Origin of the sequence: Halioxenophilus sp. WMMB6 (assembly GCF_033283405.1) — a bacterium.
Taxonomy (GTDB): domain Bacteria; phylum Pseudomonadota; class Gammaproteobacteria; order Pseudomonadales; family Cellvibrionaceae; genus Halioxenophilus.
The window spans coordinates 1210537-1228441 of record NZ_JAWMQR010000001.1 but is presented as its reverse complement, the minus strand read 5'-3'; the positions used below and the strand labels follow the sequence as shown (position 1 = coordinate 1228441).

Sequence of the window (17905 nt, the reverse complement as noted above, 5' to 3'; positions counted from 1 at the left end):
TTTGTAACGACGTTTTTCAGTCCGGCCTTTAGGCGGTAAACCACTCCCGTACTACACGTCGTAGCAACTTGCCCATTTCGTTGTAGGGCAGTTCGTCAACAATGCGTATCTTCTCCGGTACCCGGGAGGAGCGCAGGCGATCCTTGATCATGATCTTAAGCTCATCTTCGCTCGGAGCGGGTTGGTCGGGCTTAACGACCACGGCAATGGCTACCGCTTCGCCCCACTCGACTGAGGGTGCGCCAACGGCGACCGAATCGGCAATGGCGGGGTGAGTCGCCAGTACGTCCTCAATCTCACCGGGAGAGATATTCTCGCCACCGCGGACAATGACATCGTCGGCACGGCCGGCCAGGAACAGATAACCTTCGTCATCCAGGTAGCCGGCATCGCGGGTGGGGAACCAACCGTCGGCATCGAGTGCGCTCTTCTCGCGGTATTCACCGGAAACCTGCTCGCCGCGAACGTAGATTTCGCCACGCTCGCCAGCAGGCAGTACATTGCCCTCGTCGTCGCGAATTTCCAACTCCACGGTGGGCAGTGGTTTACCCACAGAACCCAGGCGGGCGCGGACTTTGGGATCATCGGATTGATGGGCGGTACGGTGATCTTCCGGGGTCAACAGCGCGATGGTGGAGCTGGTCTCGGTTAAACCGTAAGCGTTGGTGAAGTTACAGTTCGGGAAGAGATCCAGCGCCTGGGCAATCAACTCTGGTGGCATGCGACCGCCACCATAGGCGATGGCCTGCACGCTGGGCAGGGTTGAGTTACCGGTTTCGGCCATGCGGGCGATGATGCGCGCCAGCATGGTTGGCACCAGGAAGGCGTTGGTAACTTGCTCCTCTTCCGCCAGTTTCAGCCAGCTGTCCGGGTCAAAGGCGGGCAGCATAACGATGCGACGCATGGCATAGATGGAGCTCAAGAGCGCTGAAATACCAGCAATGTGGTAGGGCGGTACACACACCAGCTGTGCATCTTCCTCGGCGGCAGCCATAAACTCCACTGTGCCCAGAATGTAGCCGAGCAGGTTGGAGTGACGCAGCAGGGCGGCTTTGGGGGCAGCGGTGGTGCCACTGGTAAAGATTTGGGCGGCAATGCCTTCACCTTCACGCTCTTCATCGGAAGCGCCCTCAGCGGCCGCTTCCGCAGCGGCAACAAAGGCATCGCGGGAGGCACAGGTGTGGCCTTCGCTTAAGCGGTTGACCCGATCGACGTCACCGATCACATAGGCAGGTTTGACTCGGTCGAGCAGTGCGCCCAGATCGGCATCAGCCAAGCGATAGTTGAGAGGTACGTAAGGAATTCCGGCGATCGCCGCTCCAAACAGAGCGATGGGTGCCGCTTCGCTGCTCTCGTCCAAGAGCGCAACGTGGGCACAGCCGCTTTTCACAAAGAGTTCTGCGGCGCCTTTGGCGGCGTTGTAGAGCGCGCTGTAGGTCCAGCGGCGCCCATCGCACACCAAGCCGACCCGGTCAGGACCGGCATCGGCCGCCATCTGTAATAGCAGGATAATATTCATAGGGCGGTTTCTGGCGCTTAGTCAGAGGAGGGCAGTGGTTTAGCGTCTTTGAGTTGCAGCGGAGTTCCGTCAATAGACAGTGATCCTTCACCGGCTTTTACACATAAAAGTTCCACGGTGCCTGCTTCATCCACGTAGCGTTTGCCCATGCTGGTACCACCAGCAAAGTTGGCGTCGACAGCACCTTTTTCCGCCGGTGCTGCTTCGGCCATTGGTGCGCCGCCGCACTCAACTACGAGGCCGCTACCACGGATAACCATTACTTCAGTATTGCAAACAGCGCTTTTAAGTTTCATTCCTGGTTTCATAGTTATTCACGTCACCTTCAATTAATACAAAAAACAATTAGGCGATGGCGCCTTTTCCTTTTAATTCTTCGATTTTTTCCCACTCGATGCCGAGCTCCATCAACACCAGTTCGGTGTGTTCGGAGGCGACCGGGGCGCGGGAGGTAACCACGGGTTCGTGGTTGAACTGCACTGGGCCTCGCACCAGTTTGATTGGCTCGCCGCCGTCTGCGGCTTCCACTTCAAACAGCATGTCGTTGGCCAATGCCTGCTCGTCAGAGGCGATATCCAGCAGGCTTTGTACCGGCGCCCACTGGCCGGAGTAGGTTTTCAGGTGCTCGCGCCAGTATTTGAACTCTTTCTCGGCAAAGGCCTGTACGATGATTTCGCTGGCGGCTTCCCAGTTTTTCATGAGTGCTTCGGGTGTGGAGAAACGCTCGTCCTCGCCACACTCAGGGCGGCCGATGTGCTGGAAGAAATTCTTGATGTGCGGCCCGGGGGTGAGGGTACACATGTTGATAACGCCGCCGTCAGAGGCGTAGTAGTTACCCATCAGTGGGTTACCGGGGTTGGCACCGGATTGAGGCATTCGGTTGGCCATTACCGTACCGGATTCAATACCCATATCAATGGAGGTACCGGCTGCCCACCAGGCGGTGCTCAGCAGGGAGACATCCAGCTCTACAGCTTCGCCGGTACGCTCGCGGTGGAAGAGGGCGGCGGCGATACCACCAGCGATGTTCATGCCGCCAATGGAGTCGCCAAAGGCGGGGATACCCTGAGAGATGGGGCCGCCCAGCTCTTTCGGTGACATGGCGTCGGCAATGCCACTGCGGTTCCAGAAGGCGGTGCCGTCAAAGCCTCCGACATCGCGCTCAGGACCTTTATCGCCAAAGGCGCTGCCGCGGGCGTAGATGATGTTGGGGTTCACCTTACGGATATGCTCGATATCAAAGCCCATTTTCTGGCGCTGATTGGGTAGGTAGTTGGTGAGGAATACATCGGCGGTTTTGGCCAGTTCGTAGATGACTTCCATACCTTCAGGTTTGGAGATGTCGACACCGACGCTGCGCTTTCCGCGGTTGGGGTGCTCGACGAAGGGACTGCGGTTGGGGTTGGTATCAATGCCGCCCAATTTAACAAAACCGCGCTGGGTATCACCGCGCACTGGGTGTTCAATTTTAATAACGTCAGCCCCCCAGTCTGCCAATACCGCCCCAGCAGCGGGAACAAAAGTAAACTGCGCTACTTCCAGGATTCGAACGCCTTTCATTACCTGCGTCATTATTATCTCCTCACATTCTCGACCTGCGGCATTATACTATTCAACAGCATTGTTGTATATGTCCTGCTTTTACGGTATAAGTTTTTTCCATTCAAAACAGGGTTCAATTCGGACCCAAAACCAGCCGATAAAATAGCTGCAAAATCAATGTCTTGGGTGTTCACAAAACAACCACGCATTAGATGCGGCTTAATAAAAGTACGCGGGAGAGTAGCACATGAAAATAGATTCCTCACTGGCAGCCGTTGTCACCGGGGGCGCCTCTGGTTTGGGTTTTGCCACCGTTAAAGCGTTGCGGGCAGCGGGTGTGAAGGTCGCCATTTTTGACCTGAATGAGGAGACCGGAGAGCAGGCCGCAGCCGAGACAGGTTCCATCTTTTGCCAGGTGGATGTGCTGTCTGATGAGAGCGTTGATGCGGCCTTCGCCAAGGCCCGTGCTGCCAATGGCCAGGAGCGGGTTCTGGTCTGTTGTGCCGGGGGTGGCAATGCAGTTGTCACCGCCCGCCGCGATAAGGAAACCGGCGAGATCAAAACCTTTCCCGCGGATAAATTTGAGTGGGTTATCAAGCTCAATACCGTTGGTACCTTCCGCTGCATCACCCGTGCGGCCGAAGGCATGATGGGGCTTGAGCCCATCAATGGTGAGCGCGGTGTGTTGATTAACACCTCTTCGGCCGCTGCCGTGGAGGGGCAGATGGGGCAGGCGGCCTATTCGGCTGCGAAGGCGGCCATCAATGGTATGACCCTGACTATCGCCCGCGACCTGTCGCGTGAAGGCATCCGCTGTAACACCATTCAGCCGGGTATTTTCGATACCCCAGCCATGGCCCGGGCCACCCCGGAGATGAAAGCTGCGCTGGGTAAAATGGTCCCCTTCCCACCGCGCTTAGGCGATGCCGATGAGTTTGGCAGCATGGTCCTGGAGCTGGTGCGCAATGGTTATGTGAATGGTGAAATCATCCGCTTGGATGGCGCCATTCGTATGCAGCCCCGTTAATTGTTGAGCAGAAATTACCCTCAGAACTTTGCCGCTGGTGGGCCGATAACTCATCGGTGGCAAGCCCCGAATTTCACCTCCCCATTACCTTTTTTCTATTCAGCAGCAGGCAAATCTCTATTCTTTCCGGGATTACTGTAATCGGGTGAAATAGCTGAAATTCCGGGTTTCCGACGCAAAAAAAGGGCCGATACCGGCCCTTTTTTAATGCTTGTACGGTCGAATTTTGGCTAGCCAAGTGTGCTTTGAGTATTGGTTAACTCCGTTTTCAGCCACATGGTTTCGCTCAGATTGTTACCGCCAGACTCTTTCAGCAGTTGTTGCAACACCTGCGCCTTGACGGTGAGCAGCTGGGGATTAGTGGGCTCGGCATCCAGCGCCACCTCAAGCAGATGCATCGCCTCCACGGCATTGCCCGCCGCCAGCTTGCTGGCAGCCCGCTCGGCCAATTGCTCGCAGCCACCGGCCAGTTCGACCAGGTCAGCGGCGACACTGCTGCGTGGCACGGCGTACATGCTAGAGGTGTAGTCCAAATGGAACCAACCGGCGTGCTCCTCCCAAATGGTGCGTACCGCCCAGGATACCTTGCCGTGGAACTCGCCCAGTTTAAGGTTCTCCGGCAGCTGGATCTCCCGCATCAATGTGTAGACATCTTTGCCGGCATTCATGCCATCGAGCGTGGCTTCAAAGATGTAAGAGACGGCGTCGTACATGGTGTCGAGGCTCTGACGAATCTCGTTGGTACAGCAGATGGGCTCGCCGTGACCGGTAATCAGCAGGTCGGCACCCAGCTTGCGCACCTTGTCCAAGCACTCCAGCCATAATTTGGCAGAGCGGGGCTTATCGCCGCGCATGGTGCAGAGGTTGGGCATCGACATAAACACCGGGCCAAACAGGTTGCCGGTGAACACCACCCGCTCCTTTGGCAGCCAAACCACTGCGGCATCCAGTGATTCCCCACCTGGCGTGTGGATCACCTCAAAGCGGCGCCCACCCAGTTCAAACTGGTAGTGATCATCGAAGGTGATATCCGGCTCGAACACAGGAATGGGCAGATCCCGACCTTTAACTGTGCCCGACCAGAGCTTGGCAGAGCGGCCCTTCAGGAAGGGCATCAGCCGTTCGAAGAACTTGTAAGTCTCCAAAAAGCGCTGCTGGGCGACCACCTGGGTGCCGGCTTCACGCAGGGCGGGCACGCCACCGTAGTGGTCGGCGTGGGCCTGGGTTAGCAGAATGTACTTCAGCGGCCCGCTGCGTACCGGCGCGAACAGTTTTTTGTTGCGCTCGGTACTGGCCATAAAGCCGGTGTTGATCAACACGTCACCGTCGCTGGTGTTGACCAGGTAGGCGTTGGAGATGTCCTTCGTCATGTGGATGTAATCGGTGATTTTTACCGCTTCGGTCTGACCCTCTCCGGCCTGAACCAGAGAGGCCAAATGCGGCTTTTTATTGTCGTCGCTCACGCCGCTACTCCTCGTCGATATTGATCATAACCTTGCAGGACTCCGGCGTGGCCGCGATCTTGAGGCCATCCAAAACCTGGGAAAGTGGCAGGCGGTGGCTGATCATGCTGGCGATCTTATCCTGCAGGCGGGGCATGGCGGCGATGACGTCGGGCATCTCTGTGGGGTAGCCCATGGCGGTGGTGATGGTCATCTCGCTGGTCAGCATGCGCCCAGCAGGAAACTCGATCGGCTTCATGTGGGCGGCGGTAATCACCATGCGCGAGTGGTATTTGGCGATAGCTACCACCTCGCTGAGGATATTGGGGGCGCCAGCGGCATCAATAAAGGCATCGGTACCGACGCCGACGCGGCCATAGGATGGCACCTCGCCATGTAGTTTCGCCAACTCGGCGCGCAGGTCGATTTGGGTTGGATCCAGGGCCGCCTGGGCACCCAGAGCCAGGGCTCGCTCCCGGCGCTCGGCGGCCAGGTCGAGAGCGACCACATCAATGCCGCGATCCACCAGCCAGAGCACCATGCCCAATCCGATAGGGCCACAGCCAAAAACCACTGCTTTGTCACCGGCTTTTAATTCGGCCCGGTTAACCCCGTGCATGGCCACGGCCAGTGGTTCGCACATGGCGGCGATCTCATAGGGGATCCCTGCCGGGATCGGCAGAATCGACATGCCCAGTCTGGCTTCGCGCACCAGCAGCTCTTCGGTAAAGGCGCCTTCCGGGCCGCCACTGCCGATATTGCTCGGGGTCTGCATTGGGTTGACGATTACCCGGTCGCCGACATTGATGCCGTCGACGGCACTGCCGACTTCCATTATTTCCCCAGAGCCTTCATGGCCGAGCGCGGTAATGGTGCCGGGGGTGGGAATGCCGCCGATTTTAATGTAGGTGAGGTCACTGCCGCAGATGCCGCAGTTCTTCATTTTTACGATGACATCGTTGGGGCCGGCCTCGGGACGCTGGTAGTCATCCAGGCGGGCGTCGCCGGAGCCGTGAATTTTAAGTAGGTGCATTCTGTCTCCTCCGGCTTAAAAAGCGTAAGAGGGGTAGACCAGACTGCCGCCATCAATGACGATGGTGTCGCCAGTGTGGAAGGAGGAGGCGTCGCTGCAGAGGTAGGCGCCAATGCCTTCGAAGTCCTCTGGTTTACCAACCCGGTGAATCGGGGTTTTGTTGGCGAAATGGGCGTCGACCTGGGCAATGCGTTCGGCCATCTCTTTCGGCATATCACCATCGGTGCCAATGCCGGTTTTGATGTAACCTGGGGCGATGCTGTTACAGCGGATCTCGTACTTGCCAAGCTCGGCGGCCATACCGCGCACCACTGCACCCATGCCACCTTTGGAGGCTGCGTAGTTGTTGATGCCGGCAATACCGTGGAACATCGACAGGCTGCCGCAGTAGACCAGAGAGCCACCTGGCTCACCGGCTTCGGCGCGCTTGACCATCTGCTTGGCCCCTTCACGCAGGGTGAAAAAGGCACCGTGCAGGTTGACGTTGAGCAGATCGTGCCACTCTTCGGCATCCAGAGTGAGCACGGAGCGGGAACGCGAGGCGCGACCGGAGTTGGCAAACACGCAATCAACACGGCCGAAATCGGCGATCAGCTGTTCGTAACCGGCGACTATCGCCTGTTCTGATGAGACGTCTACCTGATAGGTAATCACTTTCGCGGCGCCGGCGGCTTCCAGGTCCGCTTTTGCAGCCAGGTTCTTCTCAGCATTGCGAGCCCAGATGGCGATGGAGCCGCCCTGTTTAGCGATGCCGCGGGCAAAGCCCAAGCCGATACCGCTGTTGCCACCGGTAATTAGGGCAACTTTTCCAGATAGATCAAATAAAGATGAAGTCATTGAGTCCTCCTGTATCGCCGCCGATCGATAGCGGCTTTATTCTTATGTGACTTGGAGCGTAGTGTCGGTTACTGGGCTGTGGCTAACAACCGACAACGGTGTCGACGTTGGGACGCAATACCTAGGCTTGGACACGCTAACTGTGGGTATAACGGTTCTCGACCGGTGCGGTTTGGGAGTATACTGCCTTCCGTCCCAACCAAGCTGAAATAATAATTAGGAGCCATGGTTTAATGCGACAGAGTATTCATGCTGACATGAGTGTCGATGCGGAAGTTAACTTGCCAATAGCAACGGCGCGACTCGCCCGTTTCAATATGGCCGCTCCAATCGACCGCACTATGCAGGTACAAAACTCCTACTGGCTGGATTTTTGTTTGACCCCACGCCCGCTCAATGCCCGCGCCAGGTACCGTGATCACTGGGGGCCAGATCGCTTCAAGCCACTTGGTAACGTATTTATTCTGCCGGCTGGCGAAGCCTTGCACACCCGCAGCGATGGCTGTTCCAGCCAATCCTCTCTGTTATGCCTTATCAACCCGGAAAAGATGCAGCAGTGGTTCGATGGCGAACTGTCCTGGACTGATCAGCGTCTGGAGGCCAGTCTTGATATCACAGAGGCGTCGGTCCGCGGTCTGTTGTTGCGTTTGGCTGAAGAGTTACGCCACCCCGGCTTCGCTTCGGAAGCATTAGTAGAGCTGTTGATTGGCCAGTTGGCCATTGAGTTAAGCCGTTACTGCATCAATGTTAATGAGCGTCCCCGCGCTGGCGGTTTGGCAGCCTGGCGCTTGCGGCTCATTGATGAACGTCTGCGTGAGGTGCGCGAGGCACCAACCCTGGCCGAGTTGGCGGATCTGTGTGGTCTCTCGGTACGCCAACTGACCCGCGGTTTCCGCGCCAGCCGGGAGTGCTCCATTGGTGACTATGTAGCCAATAATCGTATCGATCAGGCCCGGCAGATGCTCGCCACCGACATCAGCATCAAGGCCATCGCCTATACCCTGGGTTTCTCATCACCCTCCAGTTTTTGCTATGCCTTCCGTCGGGCTGCCGGTGAGACTCCGGGCATCTACCGTCAGCGTCTGCACCGCTCCGGGCATTAAGTAATACAGGGGCTCTGCAGCCCACTTCTTAATGCGTCTACCTTCAGACATTGTGTCTGCCACTCGTAACCCTTTTCGGTTGCGGGTGGTCTTTGATGCACGCCATCATTCATCTTTTGCCACCGGATAGGTGGGTAATGGATTCTCATGCCCTCCGCAGTGGCCAAACATTACAGTAATAAATAGCGAGAAGAAGAGAGGTTTCGGGAATGACAACACTCAATGCCGATGAGTTAATCGCCAAAGCACAGGCTGCGACTGGCCTGGAGAAGTTTGACAGTGACAGTTTTCGTGAAGGCTTGGATATTCTGCTGGGCGACTACAACGCCAGCGGTGCCGCCGCCGGTGAGCGGGTGCAGCGTTCATTGATGTTGGCACTGGTCAATCGTCTGAAAAGCACCGACTACCTGAATAAGAATCCCGAGCTGCTGCAACGCCCCATTGAGAAGCCAGTGTTTGTCTTTGGTGTACCCCGTACCGGTACCACACTGCTGAGTAACCTGTTGGCCAAAGACCCAGCACGTCGTTCACCGCTGACTTGGGAAATTGATGAGCCTGTACCACCGGCTACCAGCGACACACTGCTCAGCGACCCTCGCGCCCTGGCTCGCCTGGAGATGGAAAAGAAAATGTTGGCGGCGATGCCGGAGATGGGCAAGTACTACCGCAGCTCTGCTATCTACCCCAATGAAGACGTTTACATCATGGCGCACGACTTCAAAACCTTGATGTGGGAGTCTACGGGCAAGTGTCCAAATTACCGTGACTGGTTGCTTTCAACCGACATGACCAGCGCCTACGAATACCACAAACGCTACCTGCAGCTGCTGCAACACCATGCGCCCGGTGTTTGGAATCTGAAAATGCCATCCCACTCTCTGTGGCTGGAAACACTGATGAAGGTCTATCCGGATGCGCGTCTGGTCTGGACCCACCGTGACCCACTGACCGCGGTCGGCTCTTTCTGCGGCATTATCTCCCTGGGTCACCGCTCCGTGGGTGAGGTGGACAGCGACTACATTGGTAAGAATTGCCTCTATCAGGCACAGCTGCATGCCGATCGTATTATGGATTTCCGCGACAAGCATGGTGAGGATCGCGTGATTGATGTGCACTATACCGACCTGATGACCAACCCCATTGAGGCGATGCGCAAACTGTATACGGCCTTGGGCGATGAGTTTACGCCGGAAGCGGAAGCGGGCATGCAGAGCTGGCTGGATGACAACCCGCAAGATAAGTTTGGCCGCCATGAATACAAGCTGGCCCAGTATGGCTTGAGTGTAGAGACGGTAAAACCGGCTTTCGAGCGTTACCTAAGCCGTTACGAGGTTGCTTCGGAAGGCCTCTAATCGGCTGCCTGCAGCTATTCCAAAAGACCGCCTTTTCAGGCGGTCTTTTTTTACCTGGTCTGAACGACACAAGCTGACCGACAATTTTCGCGTTGGCGATTTCCCGCTTGCATTTCAAATTACAGTCAGTACCCTGAAATCAAATTTGCTGTTCCACCCTTAACAACAATAAAAAATAGAACACCATCATGCCTCCTCAGACTGATTCCTCCGTGAATATCACAAACCTCTTTAATCTTAATGGCCGATTGGCCCTGGTGACTGGCGCTGCCAGTGGTATCGGCTTTGCCATAGCCGATGCTCTGGCGCAGGCAGGTGCCCGCGTCGTATTGCTGGATATCAACGCCGAGCTGCTGGCCGAGCGCACGGCGGAGCTGAAGGAGAGCGGTCTGTCGGTGGCAAGCCAGGCGCTGGATTTAAGTTCAGAGGCGTCTATCGTTGCAGCTTGCGCAGCGGTTATCGCCAACCACGGCAAGCCGTGGATTTTGGTGAATAACGCCGGGCTTCAGGATCGCCAGAGCTTTTTGGAGAGTAGCAGCGAGGAGTGGGACCGAATGATCTCGGTCAATGCCCGCGGGCCCTATCTGTTAACGCGCGAATTGGCGCGGGCGATGGTTGCCGCCGGCGACGGCGGCCGCATCGTCAATATCGCCTCGGCGGCGCTGCGCGGCAGTATCGTCCATGGCCTGGTGGCCTACACCAGCTCCAAAAGTGCACTGCTTGGCCTCTCCCAGGCCACGGCCTTCGAACTGGCAGAGCAGTGCATAACTGTCAACACCGTGTTGCCGGGTGGCGTTGCCACGCCGGGAGCGATTGCCGCCACAGGCCCGGTGCCGGATGGTCCGGCCCGGCGAACTGTACCCTTGGGGCGTTGCCAGGAGAGCGATATCGCTGCGGCGGTGCTCTATTTTGCCTCTCCGGCTGCCGCCAGAGTGACCAATCAGGTGTTGACGGTCGATGGTGGCTTTTCAGTTACCTGAAACGATTACTGCTATTGGCTTAAGGCACGGCACTGCCAAGTGGGCAGCAAGTTGATACCATTAAGCACTTTCGGTCTGTCTTTTCATGAATGGAGTACTCTCGGTGACTGCCAGTAATAAGCCGGAGATTGTTGAGCCAGGGGATCTATCTGGCTGGGAGTTGCGCACCATAAAGCGCACCCAACCCCAGGTTAAGGATGAGTTCCTGGCGCTGAGCCGGGCAATCGTACACGCCGCCTATGACCTGCTCGAAGAGAAGGGGTTGGAAGGGCTCACCATCCGTGCGGTACTGACCAAAACCGGCCTGGCCAGGCGCGCTTTCTACGAACACTTTGCCGGCAAGGATGACCTGGTGTTGGCGGTGTTTGAATACACCATCCAACTGGCTGCCACGCTGTATAGCAAGCAGCTGCAGGGAATCGATAATCCACTCGAGCGTTTGCAGTGGTTGGTGGTCAGTATCGTATTGGGGCGCGGTAGTCTCGAGTCGGGCTACCAGGAGAGCGTAAGTCGGCGGGGGGCGGCCATGAGCCGCGAGCAGATACGCCTGGCTGAATCCCGTCCGGAAGAGCTGAAGGCGGCGTTATCGCCGCTGGTGTCACTGCTGGAAGATCAGGTACGCGCGGCACAAACCGTTGGCCTGGTGCGCTCGTCCGACCCCACGCGCATGGCCAACATGGTCTACAACCTGGTGGCCACCACGGTCCACACGGAATTAACTGCAGAAATCACCCGCCCCAATCGCGTGCCTCGTATGCAGCTTGCGGAGGAGCTGTGGGAGTTCTGCCGCCGGGCTATCGCTACCTGAGCCTAGCCAACTAGCCCACAGCGCCCAATTAAAATAATAAAGGATATGTAATTATGAGTTTCGACACCACCCAAGCCTGGTTTGACCTGTGCACCGCCAAAGCCCGCTACTGCCGTTACCTCGACAGCAAAGATTGGCAGGCGCTGGCAGACCTGATGACCGAAGACTTCTCCCTGGATGTCTCTGGTGCGTCCGACCTGCCTGTGATTGAGGGGCGCGAGGCGGCGCTCGCTCAGGTGCGTTCTTCCATTGAGCATGCAGTGACCGCCCACCAGGTGCACAACCCGGAGATCACCTTTGAGGGTGACTCGGCGCGGGTAATCTGGGCGATGCAGGATCGCGTCCTGTGGGGCCCGGAGCGGCTGTCAATCTCCGGTTTTGGACACTATCACGAGCACTGGCTGTTGTTTAACGGCCAGTGGAAACTCAAGTCCCAGCGGTTGACCCGACTGCACGTTGATGTTCTGCCGGCGGCTGGTCAGTAGCGGCAAATCCGCGTGACGGCAGGGTCAATGGTGAGTGCAGCAGCAGTCATTTTGCTGGCCAAAGCTCACCTCTATGATGAGGCCGGACACCTATAATCCCGGTTCTAACCGAAGGACACTCACCGTGAATACAACACTAATAACAAACGCCAATATCTTTGATGGCACAGGGCAGGGGCCCTTTGCCGGCGATCTGCTGATCGAAGGTAACGTCATCAAATCGATTACCCCCGCTGGCCAGTTGGCTGACACCAAGGCCGATATCACTATTGATGCCGCCGGTAAATTTCTGATGCCGGGTATGACCGAGGGCCACGCCCACCTCTCCTTCGATGCCTTCACCTGTACCGAAGATCTGATTTCACCGTCACCGGAAGCGCACGCCTACCTGACCGCGCGCGTTGCCAAAAACCTGCTCGACCACGGCTTTACCAGTGCCTATGGCGCCTCGGAAGCGAAATTGCGCTTAGGCATTGCCGTGCGCGATGAGATTAACGCCGGTCGTCTGCCGGGGCCACGTGTGCGCGCCGGCTCGCTGGAGATTACTGTGACCGGCGGTATGGGTGACGAGAGCCGGTTACACAACCCGCGCCCGGCGGAGTCACCTTCAATTGTGGTGGATGGCCCGGAAGAGATGCGCAAATGGGTACGCATCTGCTGCCGCGAAGGCTGCGACAACATCAAACTGGATGCCTCGGGCGACCCCTTCTATCCCAACACCCCGGCCCACTCCACACCGATGAGCCTGGAAGAGATGCAGATGGCGGTAAAAACCGCCCACGCCTTTGGCAAAATGGTCAACGTGCACGCCCGCTCCATTGAGTCGATTCAGAACTGTGTCATTGCCGGTGTCGATATGATCTACCACGCCGAGATCACCGACGAAAAAACCCTCGATATGCTGGAAGAGGCCAAGGATCGTATTTTTGTCGGGCCCACCATCGGCCTGTTCCACACCATGTTGCACGAAGGCGAGCCGCACGGCTTGCCGCGGGTAGTGAGTGAGGCCATGGGGATTCCGCAAATGATTGAGTCCTCGGTGCAGACTCATACCGAACTGCGCAAGCGCGGTGTGCGCCATGTGATTGGTGGCGACTACGGCTTTACCTGGAACATGCAAGGTACCCAGGCGCGTGATCTGCAGTACTTTGTTGATTACTACGATTACAGCCCCGCCGAGGCGCTGGTGTGTGCCACCAAAAATGGCGGCTTGGCCATGCGTGCCCAGGGTGACCTGGGTACTCTGCAGGCCGGCATGTTGGCGGATATGGTGCTGGTGGACGGCGACCCACTGCAGGATCTGGGTATCCTGACTGACAAAGCCAAGCTGGTGATGGTAATGAAAGATGGCACCATTCACAGTATGGCTCCTGCTTTGAGCGCTTAAGCCTCCCGCAGCACTATCAACCACCCTACTCAGTTCTCACTGAGGAGGGTGGGTTTCTCCTAGCTCTCCGGAAACTCCTCTGTATCAATATTGGTGCGCATCATATCGGCGTAACGATGGCCCTGTACTGTATGCTGGTTAATCAGCTGGTCCAGCTGTTGTAAAACCGTGTCATCTGGTTGCCACTGCCAGCGTTCGATATTACCCGCCAGGTGTGCCGGGCTGCTGGTGCCTGGAATGGCCACGACATGCTCGCCCTGGGCCAACACCCAGGCCAGTGCCAGCTGTGCCGGGGTGACCCCCTGGCTGTGGGCAATGGCGACAAACTGGTCTATTAAGCCGCGATTATGCGGCCAGTTGTCCGGCTGGAAGCGGGGCATGTTGCTGCGAAAATCATCGGCCGGTAGGGCCTCCGGCGCTGGTACCGCGTCGGCGAGAACACCACGGCCCAAAGGCGAAAAGGCGACAAAGGTGGTACCCAGCTCACGGGCTGCGGCCAGCACGCCCAGCTCAGGATTGCGCGTCCAGAGGGAGTACTCATTTTGCACGGCGGTGATGGGGTGAACCTTGGCGGCCCGGCGCAGAGTGGTGGCCGAGACCTCCGATAACCCTATACCACCGATCTTGCCCTCTTTGATCAGCTCAGCCAGGGCGCCGATGGACTGCTCGATGGGGGTGTTGTAGTCGTGGCGGTGTAGATAGTAGAGATCGATAAAATCGGTCTGCAGGCAGCGCAGCGACTCTTCACACGCGCGTTTTAGCGTGGTGGGGCTGCAGTCGACCCGGCGACTGTTGCCATCGGCAATAATGCCGGCCTTGGATGCCAGATAGAAACGCTTACGGAGAGACTTCAGTGTTTTGCCAATGCGTGTTTCGCTGAGACCGTCACCATAGAGCCGGGCCGTGTCGAGGTGATCGTAGCCGAGCGCTAGGGCTTGTTCCAGCAGCGCGGCCGCTTCCGCCTCTGATGGCTGATGGCCATAGGCCCAGGAGAGTGACATACAGCCCAAACCAATGGGGCAGACAGTCTGTTTTCCGAATGTTCTTGCGGTGAAAGTCATGGCGATTCCCATTGTTGTTGCTAACTGCGGCCGTGGCGTTGGTCAGGAAAATATTACTCGCTCAGGTTTTGTTTTAGCGGTCATTCATGGGAAAATCTCTGGCTGCCAACAGGGTGCGAGTTGATGCGGGCAGGATGCAAACAGCCGCTAAGGTTCGGTTTGAATTGTGCCGTGAAAGGCTCTCGTTGTGCTTGACCCAAGCGGCAGTTAGCCATGACTACAGCCCATAACAGCGGCCATTATAGAGCTTATCACCGGCTGCTTGGCTCCTACTTTGGGAGGGTGCCGAATGGGTTTGGCAATGGTGTACGCAGCGAATTAATCTTAAGTTTGGCTGCAGAATTAATAACTAAAAAGATAAAGATAAGGGTTTACGATGATAAAGCGCTTTGAGAATCGGAAAGTGGTGATTACCGGGGCCGGGGGTGGACTGGGTCGCACCGCTGCTGTGAGTTTTGCCGGCGAAGGTGCCACATTGATTCTGTTGGATATTAACGCCGCCGGCTTGACGGAGACCGCGGCGATGGTGCGCGAAATGGGCGCGGAGTGTTCAACCCACGCTTTCGATATTGCCGATGAATACGCGGTGCGCAGTTTCGGCCAGGAGATTTGCGTTGTGCATCCGGCCATTGATGTACTGTTCAATAATGCCGGTATCGCCTACGGCGAAATTAATTTGCCAGTCAATAAAGTCAGCAAGGAAAAGTGGCTGCACTACTTTTCGGTTAACACCATTGCGCCGCTACTGTTAGCAGAAGCGTTGCGCCCCGCCTTGGCCGAAGCCAAGGGGGTGATTATCAATCAATCGTCAATGGCTTCCTACGCGCCCGCCACGCCTTATGGCGTAACCAAGGCTGCTCTCAATTCTCTCACCTACGGTATGGCCAATGTGTTTGCCGAGTCCGGCATTCGTGTCAATGCCATCGCGCCGGGTTTGATGGAGACCCCGGCCAATAGGGAGGCACTGCCTGCAGAGACGCATGAGCGTATCCGTGGCATGCAGTTGCTCGACCTGCACGGCAACGCCGATGATATTGCCAAACTCGCGCTGTTTTTAGCCTCGGACGACGGCCGTTTTATCAATTGCGAAATTGTCCACTGTGATGCCGGCAACCGCCTGCGCGGTTGGCGCGGTTAGCCAGGCATAGCGCAAGGGGTTCTGGATGAACAGCGACAACCACTACCGCAGCGTCCACTGGAATGGCGCAGACTTCTGTATAGCGGCCAAGGCCGGAGTGCAGGCGGTGGTGTTTGTGCATGGCTTCGGGGAAGATCTGCACACCTGGGATGCAATTTGGCCGTTGCTTAAGCCTGAATTGGCTGCGGTGCGTTACGACCTGCGCGGTTTTGGCCGCAGCGAATATTCTGATCCGCAACCGTTTAATCATGTCGATGATCTCTTCGCTATTTTGGATGAGCTGGCCATTGATCGCTGTGCGTTGGTGGGCTTGTCGATGGGTGGAGGCATTGCCTTGCGGGCGGCGCTGAATGCACCCGAACGCATTCAAAAACTGGTGCTGCTCAGCCCGGCGATCACCGCCTGGGATTGGTCCAGTCAGTGGCGCGACCTATGGCGGGCCGTGGCGGCCAAGGCCAAGGCCGGCGCCATGGCCGACGCAAAAGCGCTGTGGTGGCAACACCCGTTGTTTGATTCGGTTCGCAACCTGCCGGTTGCCCGCGAGGTGCGCGCCGGTATAGAGCGCTACTCGGGGCGGGAGTGGATTAAAGATTATCAACTACCCGCGCTGCCGGATTTAGATCGTTTGCCCACCTTGCAGGTACCTACCTTGCTGTTGACCGGGGGCCAGGATATGGCCGATTTCCAGTTAATGGCCGAGCTGATGACCGCCTGTGCAAGCAAAATTACCCGCAAAGATTTTCCAGAGTTGGGGCATCTTTTGCATCTGGAAAACCCACCATTAATTGCCAGTGAAATTAATCAGTTTCTGGTTGAGTGATCATTGGCCCATAAAAATAAGTTCCCATTTTTAAATTAAACAAGAGAGATCATCGTGTCAGTAAAAACAGTTGTTATTACCGGGGCTAACTCGGGAATCGGTTATCAGGCCACTCAACATTTCGCACAGTTGGGTTGGCGTGTGGTTATGGCCTGCCGCAGTTTGGATAAAGCAGAGAAGGCATTGGCGGAGATTAAAACCGCAGTGCCAGAAGGGAACATTACCATTCTGAAACTGGATGTTTCCGATTTGGAGTCGGTGTGCTCTTTTGTTGAGGCATTTAAAGCAGAAATTGGGCAATTGGATATATTAATTAACAACGCCGGTATCGTGGCAATTCCACTGACTCGCAATGCCGCCGGCCACGAGCAACAGGTGGCTACCAACTACCTGGGAGCATTTGCTTTAACCGGCCAGTTACTGCCGCTCTTTAACAGTGACGGAGAGTGTCGCATCGTTAACGTGTGCAGCCTGGCACACCGCTTTGGCAAATTGGTGGTTGAAAATCTCAATTGGGAAGAGAGTGAGTACAACGAGTGGAAAGGTTATGCCAATAGTAAAGTGGCCATGATGAGCCATACCCTGGAGTTGAACCGTCGGCTGCAGGCGGCGGGTAGCAATATCATCGCCGTGGGTGCCCATCCGGGTTTTGCCAACACCAATATTCATCAAAATAGCCCCTCTTTGTCGAAAGAGCGTAAGGGTTTAAGCAAGTGGTTCCACAGCAAAATGGAGCGGTTGATTCCCACGGCTGCGGATGCGGCGCGGCCGATTATATTGGCGGCTGAAGGTGTGGATGTGGCTGGTGGTGATTACTACGGCCCTGGTGGCTTTCTGGAGATTGGCGGCAAACCGGCTAAAGCCAGGATCAACAAAGTGGCTAAAGATAGTGAGCTGGCCAAGCAGCTATGGCAGAAATCGGAAGCGATGACCGATGTGAGCTTTTTAAGCGAAGCAAAATAGAACACCGGCAATGGATGAGAGCAGAGGTAGGCTATGCGCATTTTTTTAGTGGTTGTATTAATCATTCATGCAGTATTGGAGACGCTGATGGGAGGATTGTTGGCGTTCTCTCCCAAGCTGATTAACGCCGCCGCCAGTGAGTTTGCTTTGCAGCAGTTAAACACCTTGGGCATGTTAGCCCTGGCATCGGTGGCCGTGGTGATTTTTCTGTGGCCAAACCGAACCGACAAAGCCGCGCTTTCGGTTGGCCTGGGTGCGCTGGCTGCGTTTCACAGTGCAGTGATTATTGCCAGTTTGATCTCCGGTGCCCTGCTGCAGGCCGCAGCAGGCTATACCCACCATATCTTGTTGGCGGTTAGCTTCTGGGTGCTTTGGTTCCAACGCGGTAAATTGATGGCCGCATAAATG

At 56.6% G+C, this 17905-nt stretch carries 18 protein-coding genes; 11 read left to right on the top strand and 7 right to left on the bottom strand.

Features of this window, described 5'->3' with window-relative positions; translation table 11 throughout:
• Nucleotides 1–28: 28 nt before the first annotated feature.
• Genes SBL51_RS05250 through SBL51_RS05240 form a run of 3 tightly spaced genes read right to left on the bottom strand, consistent with a single transcriptional unit; the run spans nt 29 to nt 3091 of the window.
• On the bottom strand, nt 29–1519 hold the full coding sequence (locus SBL51_RS05250; RefSeq protein ID WP_317929729.1) for a class I adenylate-forming enzyme family protein: 1491 nt from the start codon (nt 1517–1519) through the stop codon (nt 29–31).
• A gap of 17 nt (nt 1520–1536) precedes the next feature.
• Complete coding sequence (locus tag SBL51_RS05245) at nt 1537–1815, bottom strand: hypothetical protein (RefSeq protein WP_317929721.1); 279 nt, start codon at nt 1813–1815, stop codon at nt 1537–1539.
• A 49-nt stretch (nt 1816–1864) separates the two neighbouring features.
• Nucleotides 1865–3091: a CoA transferase gene (locus SBL51_RS05240; protein ID WP_317929718.1), complete on the bottom strand. Its 1227-nt coding sequence runs from the start codon at nt 3089–3091 to the stop codon at nt 1865–1867.
• 217 nt (nt 3092–3308) lie between these two features.
• Between SBL51_RS05240 and SBL51_RS05235 the strand changes: the two genes are divergently transcribed.
• Entirely contained in the window at nt 3309–4088 is a 780-nt protein-coding gene (locus SBL51_RS05235) for an SDR family NAD(P)-dependent oxidoreductase (RefSeq protein ID WP_317929715.1), read from the top strand.
• 230 nt (nt 4089–4318) lie between these two features.
• Here SBL51_RS05235 and SBL51_RS05230 read toward each other — a convergent pair whose 3' ends face one another.
• From SBL51_RS05230 to SBL51_RS05220, 3 genes are read right to left on the bottom strand one after another with little or no spacing between them, the layout of a single operon-like run.
• On the bottom strand, nt 4319–5551 hold the full coding sequence (locus tag SBL51_RS05230; protein WP_317929711.1) for an MBL fold metallo-hydrolase: 1233 nt from the start codon (nt 5549–5551) through the stop codon (nt 4319–4321).
• A gap of 4 nt (nt 5552–5555) precedes the next feature.
• Nucleotides 5556–6563, bottom strand: a complete 1008-nt coding sequence (locus tag SBL51_RS05225; RefSeq protein WP_317929708.1) for a zinc-dependent alcohol dehydrogenase — start codon at nt 6561–6563, stop codon at nt 5556–5558.
• Between the two features lie 15 nt (nt 6564–6578).
• Nucleotides 6579–7400 (bottom strand): SDR family NAD(P)-dependent oxidoreductase, encoded by an 822-nt coding sequence (locus tag SBL51_RS05220; RefSeq protein WP_317929705.1) that lies wholly within the window; start codon nt 7398–7400, stop codon nt 6579–6581.
• A gap of 233 nt (nt 7401–7633) precedes the next feature.
• Between SBL51_RS05220 and SBL51_RS05215 the strand changes: the two genes are divergently transcribed.
• From SBL51_RS05215 to SBL51_RS05190, 6 genes are all read left to right on the top strand, one after another.
• Nucleotides 7634–8503 carry a helix-turn-helix transcriptional regulator gene (locus SBL51_RS05215; protein ID WP_317929698.1) on the top strand — a complete coding sequence of 290 codons (870 nt, stop codon included), beginning with the start codon at nt 7634–7636 and terminating at the stop codon, nt 8501–8503.
• A 209-nt stretch (nt 8504–8712) separates the two neighbouring features.
• Nucleotides 8713–9855: a sulfotransferase gene (locus SBL51_RS05210; protein ID WP_317929697.1), complete on the top strand. Its 1143-nt coding sequence runs from the start codon at nt 8713–8715 to the stop codon at nt 9853–9855.
• 212 nt (nt 9856–10067) lie between these two features.
• On the top strand, nt 10068–10835 hold the full coding sequence (locus SBL51_RS05205) for an SDR family NAD(P)-dependent oxidoreductase (protein WP_317929695.1): 768 nt from the start codon (nt 10068–10070) through the stop codon (nt 10833–10835).
• 103 nt (nt 10836–10938) lie between these two features.
• The gene (locus SBL51_RS05200) at nt 10939–11643 is read left to right on the top strand and encodes a helix-turn-helix domain-containing protein (protein WP_317929691.1); all 705 of its coding nucleotides are present in this window, start codon (nt 10939–10941) and stop codon (nt 11641–11643) included.
• A gap of 53 nt (nt 11644–11696) precedes the next feature.
• Nucleotides 11697–12128 (top strand): nuclear transport factor 2 family protein, encoded by a 432-nt coding sequence (locus tag SBL51_RS05195; RefSeq protein WP_317929689.1) that lies wholly within the window; start codon nt 11697–11699, stop codon nt 12126–12128.
• 124 nt (nt 12129–12252) lie between these two features.
• Nucleotides 12253–13515: an amidohydrolase family protein gene (locus tag SBL51_RS05190; RefSeq protein WP_317929687.1), complete on the top strand. Its 1263-nt coding sequence runs from the start codon at nt 12253–12255 to the stop codon at nt 13513–13515.
• Between the two features lie 59 nt (nt 13516–13574).
• Here the strand turns inward: SBL51_RS05190 and SBL51_RS05185 are convergent, their stop codons facing one another.
• Nucleotides 13575–14576 carry an aldo/keto reductase gene (locus tag SBL51_RS05185; RefSeq protein WP_317929685.1) on the bottom strand — a complete coding sequence of 334 codons (1002 nt, stop codon included), beginning with the start codon at nt 14574–14576 and terminating at the stop codon, nt 13575–13577.
• Between the two features lie 376 nt (nt 14577–14952).
• On the opposite strand from SBL51_RS05185, the gene SBL51_RS05180 reads away from it, so the two are divergent.
• The 4 genes from SBL51_RS05180 to SBL51_RS05165 are packed head-to-tail and all read left to right on the top strand — an operon-like array spanning nt 14953 to nt 17902.
• Complete coding sequence (locus SBL51_RS05180; RefSeq protein ID WP_317929683.1) at nt 14953–15714, top strand: SDR family oxidoreductase; 762 nt, start codon at nt 14953–14955, stop codon at nt 15712–15714.
• Nucleotides 15715–15739: 25 nt separating this feature from the next.
• Nucleotides 15740–16534 (top strand): alpha/beta hydrolase, encoded by a 795-nt coding sequence (locus SBL51_RS05175; RefSeq protein ID WP_317929682.1) that lies wholly within the window; start codon nt 15740–15742, stop codon nt 16532–16534.
• Between the two features lie 54 nt (nt 16535–16588).
• The gene (locus tag SBL51_RS05170; RefSeq protein WP_317929681.1) at nt 16589–17497 is read left to right on the top strand and encodes an oxidoreductase; all 909 of its coding nucleotides are present in this window, start codon (nt 16589–16591) and stop codon (nt 17495–17497) included.
• A 33-nt stretch (nt 17498–17530) separates the two neighbouring features.
• On the top strand, nt 17531–17902 hold the full coding sequence (locus tag SBL51_RS05165; RefSeq protein WP_317929679.1) for a hypothetical protein: 372 nt from the start codon (nt 17531–17533) through the stop codon (nt 17900–17902).
• Nucleotides 17903–17905: the final 3 nt, after the last annotated feature.